The sequence below is a fragment of the Haladaptatus sp. HS23 genome (genome assembly GCF_056892285.1).
In genome coordinates this window covers 429256-445788 of record NZ_JBXGLH010000002.1, presented here as the reverse complement: position 1 = coordinate 445788, position 16533 = coordinate 429256, and the positions used below count along the sequence as shown (strand labels likewise).

Annotated in this window: 24 protein-coding genes; 12 read left to right on the top strand and 12 right to left on the bottom strand. The window is 62.7% G+C overall.

Going from position 1 to position 16533, the window contains the following annotated elements; genetic code table 11:
* Positions 1 to 73: 73 nt before the first annotated feature.
* A complete protein-coding gene (locus tag AC1XDK_RS08505; RefSeq protein ID WP_483349403.1) occupies positions 74 to 1360 on the bottom strand; it encodes a TIGR00341 family protein in 1287 nt (428 codons plus the stop codon).
* 63 nt (positions 1361 to 1423) lie between these two features.
* Positions 1424 to 1702 (bottom strand): RDD family protein, encoded by a 279-nt coding sequence (locus tag AC1XDK_RS08500; RefSeq protein ID WP_483349402.1) that lies wholly within the window; start codon positions 1700 to 1702, stop codon positions 1424 to 1426.
* 181 nt (positions 1703 to 1883) lie between these two features.
* Here AC1XDK_RS08500 and AC1XDK_RS08495 point away from each other — a divergent pair, with 181 nt between their 5' ends.
* The 3 genes from AC1XDK_RS08495 to AC1XDK_RS08485 all read left to right on the top strand — a co-directional run bounded on the left by AC1XDK_RS08495 (position 1884) and on the right by AC1XDK_RS08485 (position 3693).
* A complete protein-coding gene (locus AC1XDK_RS08495) occupies positions 1884 to 2255 on the top strand; it encodes a DUF7475 family protein (RefSeq protein WP_483349401.1) in 372 nt (123 codons plus the stop codon).
* 46 nt (positions 2256 to 2301) lie between these two features.
* Positions 2302 to 2778: a YbhB/YbcL family Raf kinase inhibitor-like protein gene (locus AC1XDK_RS08490; RefSeq protein WP_483349400.1), complete on the top strand. Its 477-nt coding sequence runs from the start codon at positions 2302 to 2304 to the stop codon at positions 2776 to 2778.
* Positions 2779 to 2883: 105 nt separating this feature from the next.
* Positions 2884 to 3693, top strand: a complete 810-nt coding sequence (locus AC1XDK_RS08485; protein WP_483349399.1) for a lipoate--protein ligase family protein — start codon at positions 2884 to 2886, stop codon at positions 3691 to 3693.
* Between the two features lie 7 nt (positions 3694 to 3700).
* Here the strand turns inward: AC1XDK_RS08485 and AC1XDK_RS08480 are convergent, their stop codons facing one another.
* Positions 3701 to 3823, bottom strand: a complete 123-nt coding sequence (locus AC1XDK_RS08480; RefSeq protein ID WP_483349398.1) for a hypothetical protein — start codon at positions 3821 to 3823, stop codon at positions 3701 to 3703.
* A gap of 27 nt (positions 3824 to 3850) precedes the next feature.
* Here AC1XDK_RS08480 and AC1XDK_RS08475 point away from each other — a divergent pair, with 27 nt between their 5' ends.
* Together AC1XDK_RS08475 and AC1XDK_RS08470 are read left to right on the top strand one after the other, a co-directional pair.
* On the top strand, positions 3851 to 4726 hold the full coding sequence (locus AC1XDK_RS08475; RefSeq protein ID WP_483349396.1) for a deoxyribonuclease IV: 876 nt from the start codon (positions 3851 to 3853) through the stop codon (positions 4724 to 4726).
* A gap of 279 nt (positions 4727 to 5005) precedes the next feature.
* Complete coding sequence (locus AC1XDK_RS08470; protein ID WP_483349395.1) at positions 5006 to 5191, top strand: hypothetical protein; 186 nt, start codon at positions 5006 to 5008, stop codon at positions 5189 to 5191.
* A gap of 48 nt (positions 5192 to 5239) precedes the next feature.
* Here AC1XDK_RS08470 and AC1XDK_RS08465 read toward each other — a convergent pair whose 3' ends face one another.
* The gene (locus tag AC1XDK_RS08465; RefSeq protein ID WP_483349394.1) at positions 5240 to 5590 is read right to left on the bottom strand and encodes an AzlD domain-containing protein; all 351 of its coding nucleotides are present in this window, start codon (positions 5588 to 5590) and stop codon (positions 5240 to 5242) included.
* Entirely contained in the window at positions 5591 to 6268 is a 678-nt protein-coding gene (locus AC1XDK_RS08460) for an AzlC family ABC transporter permease (protein ID WP_483349393.1), read from the bottom strand.
* A gap of 124 nt (positions 6269 to 6392) precedes the next feature.
* Between AC1XDK_RS08460 and AC1XDK_RS08455 the strand changes: the two genes are divergently transcribed.
* The 3 genes from AC1XDK_RS08455 to AC1XDK_RS08445 are packed head-to-tail and all read left to right on the top strand — an operon-like array spanning position 6393 to position 8533.
* On the top strand, positions 6393 to 7184 hold the full coding sequence (locus AC1XDK_RS08455) for a class I SAM-dependent methyltransferase (RefSeq protein WP_483349391.1): 792 nt from the start codon (positions 6393 to 6395) through the stop codon (positions 7182 to 7184).
* Between the two features lie 39 nt (positions 7185 to 7223).
* On the top strand, positions 7224 to 8315 hold the full coding sequence (locus AC1XDK_RS08450) for an aminopeptidase (RefSeq protein WP_483349390.1): 1092 nt from the start codon (positions 7224 to 7226) through the stop codon (positions 8313 to 8315).
* 17 nt (positions 8316 to 8332) lie between these two features.
* Entirely contained in the window at positions 8333 to 8533 is a 201-nt protein-coding gene (locus tag AC1XDK_RS08445) for a hypothetical protein (protein ID WP_483349389.1), read from the top strand.
* Positions 8534 to 8617: 84 nt separating this feature from the next.
* Here the strand turns inward: AC1XDK_RS08445 and AC1XDK_RS08440 are convergent, their stop codons facing one another.
* Positions 8618 to 9265, bottom strand: a complete 648-nt coding sequence (locus tag AC1XDK_RS08440; protein WP_483349388.1) for a DUF7095 family protein — start codon at positions 9263 to 9265, stop codon at positions 8618 to 8620.
* Between the two features lie 154 nt (positions 9266 to 9419).
* Between AC1XDK_RS08440 and AC1XDK_RS08435 the strand changes: the two genes are divergently transcribed.
* Positions 9420 to 10565 (top strand): MBL fold metallo-hydrolase, encoded by a 1146-nt coding sequence (locus AC1XDK_RS08435; protein ID WP_483349387.1) that lies wholly within the window; start codon positions 9420 to 9422, stop codon positions 10563 to 10565.
* Positions 10566 to 10671: 106 nt separating this feature from the next.
* Here AC1XDK_RS08435 and AC1XDK_RS08430 read toward each other — a convergent pair whose 3' ends face one another.
* The gene (locus AC1XDK_RS08430) at positions 10672 to 11346 is read right to left on the bottom strand and encodes a plastocyanin/azurin family copper-binding protein (protein WP_483349386.1); all 675 of its coding nucleotides are present in this window, start codon (positions 11344 to 11346) and stop codon (positions 10672 to 10674) included.
* Between the two features lie 95 nt (positions 11347 to 11441).
* Positions 11442 to 11711: a glutaredoxin family protein gene (locus AC1XDK_RS08425; protein ID WP_483349385.1), complete on the bottom strand. Its 270-nt coding sequence runs from the start codon at positions 11709 to 11711 to the stop codon at positions 11442 to 11444.
* Between the two features lie 93 nt (positions 11712 to 11804).
* Between AC1XDK_RS08425 and AC1XDK_RS08420 the strand changes: the two genes are divergently transcribed.
* Complete coding sequence (locus AC1XDK_RS08420) at positions 11805 to 12095, top strand: hypothetical protein (protein ID WP_483349384.1); 291 nt, start codon at positions 11805 to 11807, stop codon at positions 12093 to 12095.
* Between the two features lie 22 nt (positions 12096 to 12117).
* On the opposite strand, the gene AC1XDK_RS08415 is transcribed toward AC1XDK_RS08420, so the two are convergent.
* Genes AC1XDK_RS08415 through AC1XDK_RS08400 form a run of 4 tightly spaced genes read right to left on the bottom strand, consistent with a single transcriptional unit; the run spans position 12118 to position 15006 of the window.
* Positions 12118 to 12303: a DUF8120 family protein gene (locus AC1XDK_RS08415; protein ID WP_483349383.1), complete on the bottom strand. Its 186-nt coding sequence runs from the start codon at positions 12301 to 12303 to the stop codon at positions 12118 to 12120.
* Between the two features lie 2 nt (positions 12304 to 12305).
* A complete protein-coding gene (locus AC1XDK_RS08410) occupies positions 12306 to 13679 on the bottom strand; it encodes a cytochrome b (RefSeq protein ID WP_483349382.1) in 1374 nt (457 codons plus the stop codon).
* Between the two features lie 2 nt (positions 13680 to 13681).
* The gene (locus AC1XDK_RS08405; RefSeq protein ID WP_483349381.1) at positions 13682 to 14395 is read right to left on the bottom strand and encodes a QcrA and Rieske domain-containing protein; all 714 of its coding nucleotides are present in this window, start codon (positions 14393 to 14395) and stop codon (positions 13682 to 13684) included.
* Complete coding sequence (locus AC1XDK_RS08400; RefSeq protein ID WP_483349380.1) at positions 14392 to 15006, bottom strand: hypothetical protein; 615 nt, start codon at positions 15004 to 15006, stop codon at positions 14392 to 14394. Before AC1XDK_RS08400 ends, AC1XDK_RS08405 begins: the two co-directional genes overlap by 4 nt.
* A 215-nt stretch (positions 15007 to 15221) precedes the next feature.
* Here AC1XDK_RS08400 and ncsA point away from each other — a divergent pair, with 215 nt between their 5' ends.
* Complete coding sequence (gene ncsA, locus AC1XDK_RS08395; RefSeq protein WP_483349379.1) at positions 15222 to 16190, top strand: tRNA 2-thiolation protein NcsA; 969 nt, start codon at positions 15222 to 15224, stop codon at positions 16188 to 16190.
* The gene (locus tag AC1XDK_RS08390; protein ID WP_483349378.1) at positions 16187 to 16501 is read left to right on the top strand and encodes a hypothetical protein; all 315 of its coding nucleotides are present in this window, start codon (positions 16187 to 16189) and stop codon (positions 16499 to 16501) included. Before ncsA ends, AC1XDK_RS08390 begins: the two co-directional genes overlap by 4 nt.
* Positions 16502 to 16533 lie beyond the last annotated feature (32 nt).

Below are 16533 nucleotides of genomic sequence, written 5' to 3'. Positions count from 1 at the left end.
CGACGTCGTGTCCGTGCCAACAAATCACTGCCGACCGGCGAACGAATCCTCGACCGGAGCGCCGAACCGCGCTTTACGTCGATTCTTGTGACTGCACGAACACGACTTCGACGGTCGTTTGCTGTCCCGTTCGTCGGGTGATGTCGCGGTCGATCCTCTGTGCGATGTCGTCCGGCGGTCTGCCCGGCGGGTCGGTGACGATTCGGACGTGTGCGGGGTTCCCCTGATAGAAATCCAGCGGTGGGTACGTCACGGAGGAGTCCACGAGTTGGTAGTCCGAATACGGCGCGTTCTCCCCGACGAACAGCGAGTGAACTTCGCCGTTCGCCTGCTCCTGATAGACCGTCGTTCGGTTCGTTCCGTAGGTGACGAGTCCCAGCCCGAGCGAGAGGACCGCAATGGCGACGAGGATGACCGCGATTCGCACGAGCGTTCTGGAGCGGGCTTCCCCGACGGACCGTACCCGTTCGGGGCGATAGCCGGACACCCACAGCAACGCCAGCGCGGTCAGGTTTATCGAGAGGAGGTTCACGAGGACGTTCACCGTCCCGCCCAACGCGACGCCGAAATCGAGCCACGCGATTCCGAGACCGACGGTAGCGGCCGGGGGGACCAACGCGACTGCTATCATCACGCCGACGATGACCGACCCGGCACCGCGCATGAGGCTGATGACGCCCGCCGCACCCGCACCGAGTGCCAACAGCAACGACAGGAAGTTCGGCGTGAATCGCTCCGTTATCGCCGGAATCGTCCGGATGTCGAGTCCGGGCGGGATGAGGACGGTTCCCTGAACGAGGAAGCCGAAGAGGGCCGCACTCGCGATGGCGACCAGCAGGCCGGTAATCTGGTACCAGACGCCCCGCGATACCAAATCGGGTTCGTCCACGACCGTCCCGACGCTCGCGGCCATCGCCGGACCCATCAGGGGTGCGATGACCATCGCGCCGATGATGACGGCCGACGAGTCGAGCAACAACCCCGTCGCCGCGATGATGGTGCTGATGACCGTCATGGAGAAGAACGTCGAGCGGTCGGGAGCCATCTCGGCCGCCCTGTCGCGCAGTTCCTCGCGGGCGATGTTCACCCCGGCATACCGCCGCTTGAGTTCGCCGATTCGCCTCGAAACGACCGTTTCCGGCTGTAAGACGATCGTAAAGGCGTCCTCCTCGACGCCCACGTCGCGAAGTTTTTCGAGGATGGGTTCGACCGCGCTCGGCGGCACGGGAAACGTGACCAGCGCCGAGTACGCCTTTCTTCCGGTTTCATCGAACACGGCGTAGTCTACCCCCTCCTCGTCCAGTGCATCGAGAACGTCCGTCCGTTTGCCGCGAGGGACGAGTATCTGCACGAGACGCATATGACCTGTTACGACGGGAGAATATTTAGCTGGTTGTGTAGTTCCGACGTTCCGATTACTCCTTCACGACGACCGTTTTCGCCATCGCGTCGTCGATTCGCTTCGGCGGTCCGTCATGACCATCGTGACGAAGCCGAGTCCGTAGCCCACCACGAAGTCGAGCGGTCGGAGGAGGTTCCGTATCGCCAACGCCCGCGTCGATGGCGGCGACCCGTCCCCGGAAACGACGGTGATGCCGACCGACTTCTTCCCCGGCGTCCGTCCCATGAGCGATTCGAGGCAGAAGTGAAACAGCGACGGGACGCCGGCGAACGCGAGGAGAAACGGGGGAGCCTCCGGCATTACTTCCGCCAACAACAGAGGACGCAACGCTCTCTATTCGGCATCATGCTGTTAAACCGACCGTTTCGGACCAGTGCACCGATTTTGTGTCCGGGTCGGGACGGGTAAACCAACATCGCGAACGGTCGGGCGGTACACCGATGGCCGTCATCGCTAACCCGTTCGCGGTTGCTCCGCTCGTATGGCGACCGAAACTCGTTCGTGGTTCGACAACACAGACGGACTGGCGTCGCTCGACTACGTCGGCATCGTTCTCGCCGCGATTACCGGACTCATTCACCTCTACGAAGGGGTGGAAGACCTCGGCGAGGGTATCTTCGGAATCCTGTTCGTTTTGGCGGGATTGGGCTTCTTCGGGGCCATCGTCCTCCTCTGGATGGGATTCAATCGACGGATTCTGTATCCGGTCGGTATCGCGTACACCGGCATCCAGTTCGCCGCGTACTTCGGCCTGCGCTGGCCGAACGTGTACGAACCACTCGGCCTCGTGGACAAACTCGTTCAACTCCTGCTCATCGTGGTCCTCTTCCTGTTGTGGCAGACGGTGGAGTGACTCCCGGCCGCCATTCCTATTGAAACGCGAACCGGACGTGGGACGTATGACCGACCTCTCGATTCGAACGTCGGCGTTCACGCACGGCGAGACGATTCCCGAGAAGTTCACCAAGGACGGCGCGGACGTCTCACCGGAACTGACCGTCGGTGGCGCACCCGACGACGCGGCGTCGCTCGCCCTCATCGTCGACGACCCCGACGCACCGAACACGACGTTCACCCACTGGACGATGTGGAACCTGCCGCCGGACACCGTCGAAATCCCGGAGGACGTGCCCACGACGGAGACGGTCACGACCCTCGGCGACGCGTCGCAGGGACGGAACGACTTCGGCGACATCGGATACGGCGGCCCACGCCCACCGGAGGGACACGGCCCTCACGAGTACCGGTTTCGACTGCTCGCCGTCGATGACGTGTTGGACCTGCCTCCGGGTGTCCCGCGACGGGGATTGGACGACGCGCTCGCGGGACACGTGATGGTCGAGGACCGTTTCACGGGGATTTTCGAGCGGTCGTAGCGGTTCCGTCCGCTACAACCGTCGCCGGATACGCCGTTTCGTCGGGGTCTTTTCGCCGGTCCGTCGTCCGTAACCGATTTCGTCCAGCCATGCGAACATGTTGGCATGACGCTGGCGGATAGGGACTGGCGACTCGTTCGAGAGGAATCGTGGGACGGCCCGATGAACATGGCACTTGACGAAATCGCGGCCGAAACCGTCGCCGACGGCGGACCACGGACTCTCCGTGTGTACCGATGGGACCCGAGTACGCTGTCGCTCGGATACCGCCAAGAACCCGAGACGGTGAATTGGGCGTTCTGCGAGGAGGAGGGCATCACCGTCACGCGGCGGCCGACGGGCGGCGGCGGCATCTATCACGACAACTACGGCGACATCTCCTACACCATCATCGCCCCCGCCGACGAACTGCCGGGCGACCTCATGGAGACCTACGAACTCCTCTGTGAGCCGATTTTCGACGCGTTCGAGCGGATGGGCGTCGATGCCGGGTTCACCGAGGAGAAACTTCCCGTCATCCACGAACCGGCGTGTTACCTCCGGGAACTGCACCCCGCACACGACGTGGTGGCGAACGGGCGGAAGATCAGCGGGAACGCACAGTACCGCCGGAAGGACGCGGTCATTCAACACGGCTCGCTGAAGTTCGCTCTCGACGCGAAGCGTCACCTCTCGACGTTTTCGAAGCCCGAAACGTCGGCGGCGGAGTTCCACGAACGCGTGACGACCATCAACGAGGAGGTCAGCATCGACCGGGACGACGCGGTTACGGCCGTCGAGGAGGCTCTCCGCGACTGGGGTGATGCGGCGTCGGGGTCGTGGACGGACGACGAACTGTCCCGCGCACGCGACCACGCGAAGGCGAAGTTCGGAAGCGACGCGTGGACGAAGCGGCGCGAGGACCCGACCGCGTAATTTCCTCCTACGCCGTAAACTGTCCCGTCTTCGCCGCGCTGACGAACTTCTCTCGGACTGCTGACTTAACGAGTCGGGTCGAAGAAGTGGCGAAACCTGCCGGATATGTCGGCGGCGCTTCGAAGTACATTTCTCCTCCGAACCGTAGGCTGTGACTATGAGAGTCGGCGCACACGTTTCCATCTCCAGTTCGAAGGTCACGAGCGACGAAGCGAAACCACCACACGGCAACATCGCGAACGCGGTCTGTCGGCAGGTCACGTTCGGTGGCAACTGCGGACAGATTTTCACCACCTCGCCGCAGGTGTGGCAGGACCCGGACCTCAGCGACGAGGAGACCACCCTCTTCGTGGACGAAACCGAGGAGAAACTCGACGGCCCGTGGGTCATCCACTCCTCGTACCTCGTCAACCTTTGCACTCCGAAGGACGACCTCCGGGCGAAATCCATCGCCAGCATGCAGACCGAGGTGGACGCCGCGGACGAACTCGGCGTCGAATACGTCAACGTCCATCTCGGCGCGCACACCGGCGCGGGCGTCGAAGGCGGCCTCGACAACGCCGCCAGCGCGCTGGACGAACTCGACATCCCGGAGGGCGTCACCGTCCTCATCGAAAGCGACGCTGGAAGCGGGACGAAACTCGGCGGGGACTTCGAACACCTCGCCACGGTACTTGAGGAGTCCGAGCAGGACCTCGACGTCTGTGTCGACACGGCCCACGCGTTCGCCGCAGGTTACGACCTCTCCACGCAGGAGGGCGTCGAGGAGACCATCGAGGAGTTCGACGACGTCGTCGGCCTCGAACACCTCAAGTGTATCCACCTGAACGACTCGAAACACGAGTGCGGCACGAACAAGGACGAACACGCCCTCATCGGTGAGGGGTACATCGGCGAGGAGGGCATGTCCGCGATAATCAACCACCCCGACCTCGAAGACGTGCCGCTCGTCCTCGAAACGCCGACGGAAGACGGCAAGGGCTTCTCGTGGAACATCGCCCGCGTGAAGGAGTTGCGGGAGAACGACGAGTAAAATTTCGAATTTTCCCCACGATTTGCGCTCGGTTCCTCGGCCGGGAGGTTGCGCCAGCGCGCTCTACGCGAGTCGGGAGCGATGCGAACGGCGAGCGAATCGCCGCGCTGGCGGGGAGGTGTGGGGACACCGGCGGTGCGGGGGCGGATGCGGTATGGACGTTGTCAGCGACCGCTCGTACCATCGCAGAAGAACGAAAAGCGAACGCCGAAAAACCGTCTCGTCCACATCCCGCTACGTGGACAGGTTTTTTGTCGAATAAGCGACGACATGTATGTCATGCGTTCCCAATCCCCCTCCCTCCGGTTCGTCGGTCTCCTCGCGTGCCTCGTCGGCGTCGTCGGCTACGTCGCTTTCGGGTGGCGGTTCGACTCCTCCGGCAATTCGGTCGTGACCGCGCTCGCGGTGGCGTGCGTCGTCGTCGCCGTCGCGGCGACGATTTGGCGGAACGTCGGCAGTTCGTAGGACTGCCGAGGAACCGTCTACCACGACCACACGAGAAAAGCGAAGCGACTACGCGAGGTAGCTCAACAGCCACAGCGCGCCCATTCCGGCGACGAGGGTCGCCAGAATGTTCTCCGTGCGCCACGCGACGGCGACGGCGAACGCGCCCGCGAACAACTGGAGGTTGTCGAGCGAGAGCGCCAGCGTACCGTCGGTGTAGACGAACTGGGGGACGACCAGCGCGGCGAGGACCGCCGCGGGAACGAACCGGAGGGCGCGTTCGACTCCCTCGGGAACCTCGTCTAATCGCCCGAACAGGGCGATGAACGACACGCGAATCGCGTAGGTGCCGACGCCCGCGGCGAGGATGACGAGCCAGAGCGTTCCCGCGTCGAAGTCGGTGGTCGGTGCGGGCGACATTCAGGCCACCTCCTCCGTGGCGTAGCCGGCGGCGATGCCGACGACTGCCGCCACGACGAGGCCGAGGTCGAACGGCAAGCCGTTGGCCGCGACCGCGGTCGTGCCGCCGACGGCCGCCGCGACCAGCGTCGCGCGGTCCGTGACCGCCGGAACCAGCACGGCGAGGAAGACTAACGGGATGGTGAATTCGAGGTGCCAACCTTCGGGAACGCTCGCGCCGAGGAGGATGCCGACGACGGTGGCGGCCTGCCACACGACCCACAGCGACAGTCCAACGCCGAGGAAATACCACCGTCTGCTGGTGGCTTCGTCGTTTCTGAACTTCAGCAGGGAGATGGCGTAGGCCTGGTCGGTGAGGAGGTACGAAAGCGTCGCTTTCCACCGCGCCGATTCGCGTTCGAAGTACGGCGCGATGGAGGCGCTGTACATCATCATCCTGAGGTTCACGACGAGGACGGTCAGGACGACGACCGCAATCGGGGCATTTCGGCCGATGAGTTCGGTCGCCGCGAGTTGCGACGCCCCGGCGAAGATGAGGACCGACATCGCGACGGCGTGTATCGCAGGAATTCCGACGTCGACGGCGGCGACGCCGGTGACCATCCCAAACGGAATGATGCCGAGCGTGATAGGCAGCGCGACGCGAACGCCCGCGAGAAAGTCAACACGTGATGACACTGTCTACTCGTAGGCGTTGGGGGTGGTATCAACGTTGGTATCCCGGTGAATACGTTTCGTACTCCGACCAGTTTCCCGACGAACCACCTCGCTTTTCACGCCGCCCGCGAAAATTCGACCCACGATGCGCGAGTTCTCCGCCGATTACCTCCGACGAACGCGGGACGGGATGTGGGACTCACGCGAATCCCTCTCGGACCTCGAACTCGATTCCCGGCAGCGAGTGCTGGACGTCGGGTGTGGCACTGGCGAACTCGCTCGCGTCCTCGCGGAGGAGACGCCGGGCGACGTCGTCGGGACGGACGCCGACCCGCGCCTCCTCTCCGTGGCGGAAGAGTTCGTCCCCTGCGTCGCCGGTGACGCCCATCGCCTACCGTTTCCGGACGATAGTTTCGACCTCGTGGTCTGTCAGGCACTGCTCATCAACCTCCCTGACCCGATTCGGGCGGTTCGGGAGTTCGCCCGCGTTTCCTCGGACCTCGTGGCCGCAATCGAACCCGACAACGCCTCGGTGTCGGTCGAATCGACGGTTCCGGCGGAGCGAACCCTCTCCCGACGGGCACGCGAGGCGTACGTCGCGGGGACGAATACGGACATCACGCTCGGCGGGGAGGGAACGCGCGAGGTTTTCCGTACCGCCGGACTCGACGAAATCTCCACCCAACCCCACCACCACGCGAAGACGGTCGAACCCCCGTACGAGGCACCCGACGTCGAGGCCGCGAAACGGAAGGCGACAGCAGGTGCGTTGGCCGACAAACGGGACACGCTCGTCGGACCGTTATCGCCCGATGAGTACGAAGACCTGCGCACCGAGTGGCGCGAGATGGGCCACGCCGTCGTCAATCAGATGCAGGAAAACGACTATCGGCGTGCCGAAGTGGTTCCGTTCTACGTCACCGTCGGTCGAATCTAAACTGCAATCGTTTTCAGGGTAACGCGTCTCGTAACCGCCATGGACCCACGAATCAGGGAACACGCCCAAGTCATCGTCGACCACTCTGTGAGCATCGAGACGGGCGACACCGTCGAGATTCAGGCGCCTGTCGTCGCCGAGGACCTCGCCGTCGCGCTGTACGAGAAACTCGGAGAACGGGGCGCGAAACCATCCCTTTCGATGCGAAGCCCGCGGGCGAATCGGGCGTTCTTGCGAAACTGTGACGTGGACGACATCGACCTCCTCGACCACACGATGGCGGCCTTGGAGGAGACGGACGCGGTGATCATCATCAAAGGCTCCGAGAACACGGCGGAGACGAGCGACGTTCCGGGCGAGAAGACCGCCGCACGAGCGCGCGCCAACGCCCCCATCCAGCGAGAACGGATGGGCAAGCGCTGGGTCGGGACGCAGTTCCCCGCGCCGGGCGATGCCCAACTGGCGGAGATGAGTACGGAGGCCTACGAGGCGTTCGTCTATCACGCGGTGAACAAGGACTGGGACGAGCAACGGGAACACCAGCAACGGATGGTCGAACTCCTCGACCCCGCCGACGAAGTCCGTATCGTCTCGGGCGACACGACGGACCTCACGATGTCCGTCGAAGGCATGAAGACTGTCAACGATTACGGCGAGAAGAACCTCCCCGGCGGGGAAGTGTTCACCGCGCCGGTCCCCGATTCCGTCGAGGGAGAGGTGCTGTTCGACAAACCGCTCGTTCGACAGGGGAGCATCGTCGAGAACGTCTGGCTGAAATTCGAGAACGGCGAGGTCGTCGATTTCAGCGCCGAGAAGAACGAGGAGGTCCTCGCCGGCGTGCTCGATACCGACGATGGCGCACGACGACTCGGCGAACTCGGTATCGGCATGAACCGCGACATCGATCGGTTCACCTACAACATGCTCTTCGACGAGAAGATGGGCGACACCGTCCACCTCGCTGTCGGGCAGGCCATCGGCGAGACGGTCCCTGACGGACAACCCCTCAACGAGAGCGCCACCCACGTCGATATGATCGTGGACATGAGCGAGGACTCGTTCATCGAAGTCGACGGGGAAGTCGTCCAGCGAAATGGAACTTTCCGATTCGAAGATGGGTTCGAGGGATAATTCCGCGAGGGAGCACCGTGACCGAGCGGGAAGTTTTTAGTGCAGGTTTTTACGAGGAGTGGTCAACGACGCTGACCCGACGACGTAAAAAAGTGCAACGTGGACCTTCCGGTTCGAAGACGGGTTTGAAGAGTAGTTTCGAAAAGCGGGGGGAGCTTTTCGGAGGGGTTCTGCGAACGTTTAAATACAAAGCCGAGACCAAGCCCGGCGTGACCTAAAACCCTCGCGCGAGCGGTCGAGGCGGGTGTGTGGCGCACCCTCGCGCGAGCCAAACCGTGCCACTGTTCGCCACTACCCAGTCGCTACACGACGTCGCCGCGAACCGTCGTTCCCTCTTGTCGTCGTCGGTACGATTCGACGGCTTGTGCTGCTTCTTCAGTCTCCTCTTCGTCCATTCCGAGCATCTCCAGCGCGGCCGGGAGCGTCGGGAAGGCGAACTCCCCTTCGCGTAGTTTGCGGAACGCTTCCTCGCTTCGCTGGCCGTCGACCCACAGGCACACTCCTCGCGGGTCGAGGATTTGCTCGTAAGCCTCGCGTGCCATCGCCCCGCGCAAGCGTTGGGTGACGTTGTCCTCGAAACTCGAATTACAGACTTCGAGGTGAACGGGTTCGTCGTCCGGAAGCAAATGGGCCGCGAGACACTTCTCTGGTGCGGTGTAGCCGTTCTCGCTCGCTCGAATCAGGTCGGGGTGTTCGTCGGCCCACTCCGCACGAACCGTCTTCCCGATACCCTTCACGCCGTGGGAATCGACGAACTCCGCCTCGCGGTCCGCGTCGTCACCGCGGAGGAGGATGTCCTTCGTCACGTACACGTCGAGTCGGTCGATGGGGTCGAGTCCGAGAGCGACATCCCCGTACACCCATATCTCCCGGACGGGGACCGGCATGGTATCGTTTTCGACCGTTTCGACGATTTCCTCGACACGCTCGATTGCCGCGCTTCGCTCCATCGGTGTTCGGTTCGGGGGTGACGTGGATAAGTGCGATGGAACGGGGCAAGCGAGAATCGTTCGGTGTTCCGTTCACCATTCTAGCGCACCACTGTCTTGTATTGTTACCCCAACATCCAACAATATTTTCACCGTCGATGCCCAACCGCCGTGTATGGTCGAAGCCATCACTCCGGAGGAATTGGCGGACAAACAGGACGCCGACGAGGAGTACGCCCTGTTCGACACGCGACCGGAATCGAGCTTCGAATCGTGGCACATCCACGGCGCGACGAACGTCCCGTTCGGCCCGGACGAATCGCTTTCGGAGGACGACGCGGAGACCGTCGAATCGATGCTCGACGGAGCGGACGAGGTTTTCACTATTTGCGCGAAAGGAATCTCCTCCGCGCACTTCGTGGACGAACTCGAAGCACACGGATTCCAGAACGTGAAGGTCGTCGAAGGCGGGATGGAAGCGTGGAGCCAAGTGTACGAACACGTCCCCATCGAGACGAGCGGCGATGTGGAAATCGTGCAAATACAGCGGCGTGCGAAGGGGTGTCTCGGCTATCTCGTCGGAAGTGACGGCGAAGCGGCGGCTATCGACGTGAGCCGCCACATCGATGAATTCCGTGACGTAGCCGCTGCACGCGGCTACGAAATCACGCACGTGTTCGATACGCATATCCACGCCGACCACATCTCCGGTGGCCGACGGCTTGCCGACGAACTCGGCGTTCCGTATCACCTCGGTGAGCGTGCCCGGAACCGGGGTGTCGAATACGAATACGACGCACTCGCTCGAAACGAGGTGGTTCGAGTCGGAGAGGTGGACATCAAGGCCGTTTACACGCCGGGCCACACCTCCGAAATCACGAGCTATCTCGTGGACGATGAAGCCGTCCTCACGGGTGACACTCTGTTCGTGGACTCCATCGGACGCACCGAACTGGAGTTCGGCGACGAAGGGGCCGGGAAAGGTGCGGAGATGCAGTACGATTCGCTGCACAAGGTGCTGATGAGCGATCCGGATAGCATCGTCGTCTTGCCCGGTCACGTCACCGTCACCGAGGACGGGCAGTTCGCGCACGGTCACCCCGGCCAGCCGATTCGGTCGACGATTGGGGACGTGCGATGCGGACTCGACGTACTCCAGTTGTCCGAAGCGGAGTTCGTTTCCCGTCTTACGGACAACGTTCCCGAGAAACCGCCGAACTACGAGACGGTCATCGCAATCAACCGCGGTATGGACGAACCCGACGACGAGGAGGAGGCGACCGAACTCGAACTCGGTCCGAACCGCTGTTCTGCACCCTAATCGCGTGTCTCACAGCTTGAACGCGTAGGTTCCGTCGCCCGTCGCGTACACGCGGTCGCTCGCTTTCTCTCCTCACGTGTTCCTTAGACCGACAAGTAGTGTCGGTTCACTCGTCCTCGGAGTCGCCCGCCTCGCTGTCCACCCCCACGTCGAAGTCGGCTTCCGACGAGTCGTCGTAGCGTCCCGACTTCCGGTCGTAGACGGAAAACAGGTAGACGCTCGTCAGCGAGAAAATCCCGACGCCACCCCAAAACAGGGCGGGTGGCCCGCCGTGGCCCGTGTTCGGAACGTACGGAAACGAGACGGAGTTCTTCTTCATGATGGCGCTCGACGGCGGGACTATTCCGCTCTCCGGTTCGTCGGAACTCGGAATCGACCCGATTTCGGCGGGGCCGCCCGGTTTACCGCAGACGATTCGGGCGACCATCCCGAGCGACTTGTGTGGGATACAGTAGTAGTCGTATGTCCCCTTCGTCGTGAACGTGTGCGTGTACGACTGGCCGGGTTGCAACACGTCGCTGTTCCATCCCTTCGCTCCCTTCGGAATCAGGGTGTTGTTGGCTTGCGGGTTCCCCTTGCTGTACGACGTCGCCGAGTGTGCGCCCGATTTGCTCACCCACTTCACCGTATCTCCGGGATTCACGTGCAGCCCTATCGGGTCGAAGTAGTAGCCCTCGCTGTCCTGATACATCCCCACGACGTGCGTCGAACCGCCCCCGTTCTGACCGCGGACGATTGCACCGCTTCCCGTCGCGGTTGCAGTCGCCGCTACCCCCGTCAAGAACGCTCTCCTATGCATCGAAGTTCCCCCAGTCTCGCTGGATACGTTGCCGTTCGACGCCCGGGATTGTGTGCCTTCCGGCATCAGTTCGTTCGTCACCTCCCGTCGAGGAGCGTTTCGAGTTCGACTTCGTCCACGCGATATTTGAACCGCGGACGACCATCGACGAGGACGTAGGGGACTCGCTCGCCGTACTCCTCCCGCAGTTCCGTGTTTGCGTCCACGTCGACGACGTCGAGGGAAATCGCCTTCCGACTCGAATCCGCGACGCGGCGGATGGTATCGATGGCTTCCTCGCAGAGGTGACATCCTTCGCGTGTGTAGACGGTGACAGTGTGGTCGTCGTCCGTGAGGTTGCTGTCCATCGAATTCCTTGAAAAGTCGACCCGTAGGGGTTTACCCGTTGTGCCCCGTCCGACCGCAACCGTGTTGTCGGTTCCGACCGTCCGTTCGTCCGAATGCAACGCCGTGAGGACCAAACGGAGGCGAGCGAGGCTTCGTTTCTCGACCGGTTCGTCCACCCCCGACTGGCGGCAGTCGCCATCGTCGGCGCGGGAGTCTGGGGCGTGTCGTTTCTCGTCGCGGGGACGGGTGTTGCACTGCAATCGAGCGGGAAGTTCGTACTCGGCGCACAGCTGTTTTTCCTGTCGAGTCTCCTCGGCGTCGTCGGGATTCTCGTCCTCGGGTGCTGTGCGCTGTGGTTAGTCAGTGTTCGAATTCGACAGGTCGTGTTTTCGGCTGATGGGTGAGTGTCGACGCCCGTGTAGAAACCTACGTTTCGACGTTCTCGACTTCGACGAAGACGGTCATGATGCCGACGAGGAGTCCCACCACGCCGACCGGGACGGAAAACGACCCGAAGGGGTGCTGTAACGCGGCGGCGACGGCGAGGATGCCCAGCAGTTTCGACCCCCAATCGACCAGAAAGTAGGTCCGTGGCGGGAGGGTGACGGCCATTCTCAGTCACCCGGTTGCGGTTGCCCGCTCGACCCCTTCCGTTCCAACCGCCGTCGGAGCATGACGTAGACGATAACTGCATCCGCGAGCGGAACGCCGACGGTGAGAATCAGGAGCGGCGTCGCAATCGCGCCGGTGGACGTGTTGAACGCCTGGGCGACGTACGTGTTCATCCCGACCAGCGAGAGCATGATGATGAGGACGATGGTCGCGACGCCGACCGCCGTCGGGAGCGGCCTGTCGAGCGGGTTTTCGGCGAAGTTTATCGGTTCCTCGCTCCTGTCGAAGAACACCCACAGGTACATCGCCGCGATGAGCAGCGACGGGCCGACGACGCCGCCCGCGAACCGTCCGAGCGACCCGAGACTGCTCGGAACGAGCTTCAACGCGCCGTACACCCACATGAAAAACCAGTCGGGGCTGACGTTCGGCGGGGTCGAGAACGGGTCCTGCGGGCCGATAGTCGCGATGACTTGGACCGGGAACAGCGCCGCCATGAACGAGATAATCGCTGCAGTGAACAGGAAGACGACTAACGACATGGCGGCCTGATTCGGGACCATCGGGACACCGACGATGACGCTGTCGTCGTCCGGAGCGACCTGCTCGGAATCCCGTGCCCCCTCCTGTTCGGTGTGCTTCTGACGGAGGAGAATCGCGAGGTGAAGCCCGATGAGCGTGGCGATGAGCGCGGGAAGCAGAAAGACGTGATAGAAGAACATTCGCGGCAGGACGTAGGGTGCGTTCGTCGGGAAGTTCCCGCCGAAGATGAGGTTGGTCAGGCGCTCGCCGAAGTACGGGATGGTGGCGGTTATCTCGAAGCCGATTTCGGTCGCCGTCTTGCTGAAGTTGTCGAGCGGGAGCGCGTAGCCTAAAAAGCCCTCGACGAGCGCTAACAGGAGCAGGGTACTGCCGATGAGCCAGTTGGGTTCCCGTGGGTTTCGGTAGACGCCGCTGAAGAAGATGCGGAACATGTGCAGCGCGATGGCCGCGATGAAGAAGTAGGCGGCCCAGTGGTGCATCATCCTGAAATACATCCCGAGACGGATGTCGTAGCTGATGCGCAGGACGCTCGCGAACGCACCGGGGAGGTTCTGGCCCGCGTACTGGGACACCTGTCCGGTGTACTTCCAGTTACTCGTCGCCACCGGCGCGTACAGCAGACCGAGATACGTGCCCGTCATCGCGAGGATGACGAACGAGAACAGCGCGACTTCGCCGAGGAGGAACGACCCGTATCGGTCCTCGGGGAACGCCTTGCCGAGGATGCCACCCTGCAGGTCGAGTCGTTCGTCCAGCCACGCGAACACCCGGCTGTTCGAGTATCCGTCCCGCGGCGATTCCGTCGTCTCCTGTGGCTTCGTTTCGTCCGACATGGTCACTGTGGTCCGATGGGTGCTTCGAACGGTCCGGTGGCGACTAGCAGGTCCCCTTTCGTGCTCACGCCGATGGGTAGCTGTGGCAGCGGCCGCGGTGCGGGGCCGCCGATAACCTCTGCACCCTTGAGCGGGTCGTATAGGCTGTTGTGACACGGGCAGTGAAGGTCGTCGCCCTCGCGCTGCGAGACGAGACAACCCTCGTGCGTACAGACCATGGAGTAGGCTGCATAGCCGTTCACCGTCCAGTCGAGGTCGGTCGGCTTCTGATACTGTCCCTCGGAGAACCGAAGGAGCAGGGTCGGCGCGTCCGACGTTTCGAGTGGCGTCCCCTTTTTCTTCTCCGGAAGTACGACTCGTTCTTTCCCCTTTCCGGAAGGCAGTGCATCGTCCACGCTGAGCCTATTTCCGGCCTCGTTTACGAGGTGAGTCCCCTTCACGTACACCGTCTTGTACGAGGTTCCGCGGCCCGACCCGATTCCGGCGTCGGAGAGGGCCGAAATCGCGCTCACCGCGATGCTTCCAACCGCCGCGGTACCGCTGATTCCGGCGAGCCACTTCGCCACGGCCCGCCGCGACAACTCGGGGGGTTCGTAGTCGTACCCCTCGCCGTCGGCGCGCTCGACGAGTCGGCCCTGTCGTTCGTCCGGCCGCTCGTTTCCGTTCGATTCGTCGCTCTGTCCTTCGTCCTGTCGGTGCGAATCGTCTCCGGTCATCGTTCGGTCTCCTCCTCGGAAATCTTTCCGTGGTGTCCCCGCTCCTCTACCACTAACACGTTCGGCATGAACCACGTCGCGTAGATGGCGACCAGCACGCCGAGCGAGAGGAACAACATGCCGCCGTAGATGCCGAGATACTGTGTCCGTGCGTAGCCGAGCGCCTCCATGCCGAACAGCAGGGCGAAGACGACGACGGACCACGACATCAGCGCCATTCCTATCATCCCCGGATTGCTGTACTGGGCGGGCCAGTAGTCGGCGACCCAGCGGTCCTCGGCCGTGAGGTAGGCCGGGAGTCGAGCAGTTATCCCGCCATCAGTGGCGACGGCCGACTCGCTCGACCGGCCGATGGTGCGAACGAACTGGTGGGTGTAGAAGATCATCCCGACGAGAACGAACAGCGCGACCCACGTGATGACCCCCGCGACGAACTCGTTTACCTCCACTGGCGTCGGGAGGAAGGTTTCGTTCGGCGCGATGACGCCTTTGCTGTTGCTCAGTACGACCGCGGCTTCCGACCCACCGGAGGTGAGGGCGAAAAACCACATCGGAAACAGTGCGACGGCTATCAGGAGCAGGATGACGATGGTTTCTCGTTCGAATCTCATGGTACCCCCGTCAGGAGACGGCTATGTATCCGACATCCCCCCCACATGACCCGTGTCGGTAGTCACTGTCCGTCTCCGTGGCGTTGGCTAGCCGTTTCCATTCGAACTCACTTGCCTGTTTTGCCCTCGGACTCCGATTCCTCGATTTGCTATCGCATCATCCGATTTATACCGGAGCGAAACCGTGAAACGGCCTGCGACGCAACCGACACGTAATGGACTGCGATAAGTGCGGCCGGGAAGCCGTGATGCACGCGGCCTATTCGGGCCTGCATCTCTGTGACGACCACTTCTGTCGGTCGGTCGAGAAACGACTTCGACGCCGAATCCGTGACGACGACCTGTTGCCCGCGTCGGCGACGCCGGACGACCCACAGGTCTGGCTTATCGGCCTGTCGGGCGGCAAGGACAGCGTCGTCCTCACGAAGATCCTCCACGACACGTTCGACGAGGATCCGCGAATCGAACTCGTCGCGCTGACGATTCACGAGGGTATCGAGGGCTATCGCGACAAGAGTCTGGACGCCTGTCTCGAACTCACCGACGACCTCGACATCCGACACGAGGTCGTCAGCTACGAGGAGGAGTTCGACCTGCGAATGGACGACGTGGTGGAGAAGGACCCCGAGAACATGGCTGCGTGTGCGTACTGCGGCGTCTTCCGACGAGACCTGCTCTCGAAGTACGCCGAGGAGTACGGCGCGGACAAACTCCTCACCGGACACAATCTGGACGACGAGGCCGAAACGGCGCTGATGAACTTCCTCGAAGGCGACGTCGCCCAAGTGGCGAAACACTTCGACGCGAGCTTAGCCGGCTTCGACGAGCGAAGCGAGCAAGAGGCGTTCGTCCCCAGAGCGAAACCTCTCCGCGACGTACCCGAAAAGGAGGTCGCGCTGTACGCCCACCTCGAAGACCTTCCCGCACACATCACGGAGTGTCCCCACTCCAGCGAGGCCTACCGGGGCGAGATTCAGCAGTTGATGCTGTCGTTGGAGGAAAACCACCCCGGAACGCGCCACTCCATCATGGCCGGGTACGAGGAACTCGCCAAGCTCGCGGCGGGAGAGTTCGGAGCGGGCGAGGGCAAACGCGAACTCAACGAGTGTGAACGCTGCGGCGCGGCCACGACGCGGGACGTGTGCCGGAAATGCTCGCTCGTGGACGCGATTCACGCGATGTGATATTCGGTTCACGGCGCGGTGTTACCTCGATTTACATCGACCCGAAAAGTGGCGAGCAACTGTGGACGAAGGACACCGGCGATCGGCGGTACACCGCTCCCGTACTCGGTCGGGACACGCTCTTCGTCGGCGGTAACAAACTGTTCGCGTTCGACCCGACGCCGGCGTCGAATCCGTTCTCGGGAGACGGTCCCGCACTCGGGTTCGAGGAGTCCTTCCACGGTCGAGTCGGTCCCGTCTTGGACGACGGCGTAGAGAACGCCGTCGCACAGACCGGCAAGCCGACGTACCAGTTGGTCGCGCTCGAATGAAAACGAGGATAGTGAGACGAAAAGAACGAAAG

Bases quoted from the DNA above. Each gene is read 5' to 3' on its own strand.
- AC1XDK_RS08490 (WP_483349400.1), top strand. From the start codon at position 2,302: ATGACCGACCTCTCGATTCGAACGTCGGCGTTCACGCACGGCGAGACG.
- AC1XDK_RS08495 (WP_483349401.1), top strand. From the start codon at position 1,884: ATGGCGACCGAAACTCGTTCGTGGTTCGACAACACAGACGGACTGGCG.
- AC1XDK_RS08435 (WP_483349387.1), top strand. From the start codon at position 9,420: ATGGTCGAAGCCATCACTCCGGAGGAATTGGCGGACAAACAGGACGCC.
- AC1XDK_RS08470 (WP_483349395.1), top strand. From the start codon at position 5,006: ATGCGTTCCCAATCCCCCTCCCTCCGGTTCGTCGGTCTCCTCGCGTGC.
- AC1XDK_RS08400 (WP_483349380.1), bottom strand. From the start codon at position 15,006: ATGAGATTCGAACGAGAAACCATCGTCATCCTGCTCCTGATAGCCGTC.
- AC1XDK_RS08415 (WP_483349383.1), bottom strand. From the start codon at position 12,303: ATGGCCGTCACCCTCCCGCCACGGACCTACTTTCTGGTCGATTGGGGG.
- AC1XDK_RS08475 (WP_483349396.1), top strand. From the start codon at position 3,851: ATGAGAGTCGGCGCACACGTTTCCATCTCCAGTTCGAAGGTCACGAGC.
- AC1XDK_RS08450 (WP_483349390.1), top strand. From the start codon at position 7,224: ATGGACCCACGAATCAGGGAACACGCCCAAGTCATCGTCGACCACTCT.
- AC1XDK_RS08455 (WP_483349391.1), top strand. From the start codon at position 6,393: ATGCGCGAGTTCTCCGCCGATTACCTCCGACGAACGCGGGACGGGATG.
- ncsA (WP_483349379.1), top strand. From the start codon at position 15,222: ATGGACTGCGATAAGTGCGGCCGGGAAGCCGTGATGCACGCGGCCTAT.
- AC1XDK_RS08440 (WP_483349388.1), bottom strand. From the start codon at position 9,265: ATGGAGCGAAGCGCGGCAATCGAGCGTGTCGAGGAAATCGTCGAAACG.
- AC1XDK_RS08465 (WP_483349394.1), bottom strand. From the start codon at position 5,590: ATGTCGCCCGCACCGACCACCGACTTCGACGCGGGAACGCTCTGGCTC.
- AC1XDK_RS08420 (WP_483349384.1), top strand. From the start codon at position 11,805: ATGCAACGCCGTGAGGACCAAACGGAGGCGAGCGAGGCTTCGTTTCTC.
- AC1XDK_RS08425 (WP_483349385.1), bottom strand. From the start codon at position 11,711: ATGGACAGCAACCTCACGGACGACGACCACACTGTCACCGTCTACACA.
- AC1XDK_RS08480 (WP_483349398.1), bottom strand. From the start codon at position 3,823: ATGTACTTCGAAGCGCCGCCGACATATCCGGCAGGTTTCGCCACTTCT.
- AC1XDK_RS08485 (WP_483349399.1), top strand. From the start codon at position 2,884: ATGACGCTGGCGGATAGGGACTGGCGACTCGTTCGAGAGGAATCGTGG.
- AC1XDK_RS08505 (WP_483349403.1), bottom strand. From the start codon at position 1,360: ATGCGTCTCGTGCAGATACTCGTCCCTCGCGGCAAACGGACGGACGTT.
- AC1XDK_RS08410 (WP_483349382.1), bottom strand. From the start codon at position 13,679: ATGTCGGACGAAACGAAGCCACAGGAGACGACGGAATCGCCGCGGGAC.
- AC1XDK_RS08500 (WP_483349402.1), bottom strand. From the start codon at position 1,702: ATGCCGGAGGCTCCCCCGTTTCTCCTCGCGTTCGCCGGCGTCCCGTCG.
- AC1XDK_RS08405 (WP_483349381.1), bottom strand. From the start codon at position 14,395: ATGACCGGAGACGATTCGCACCGACAGGACGAAGGACAGAGCGACGAA.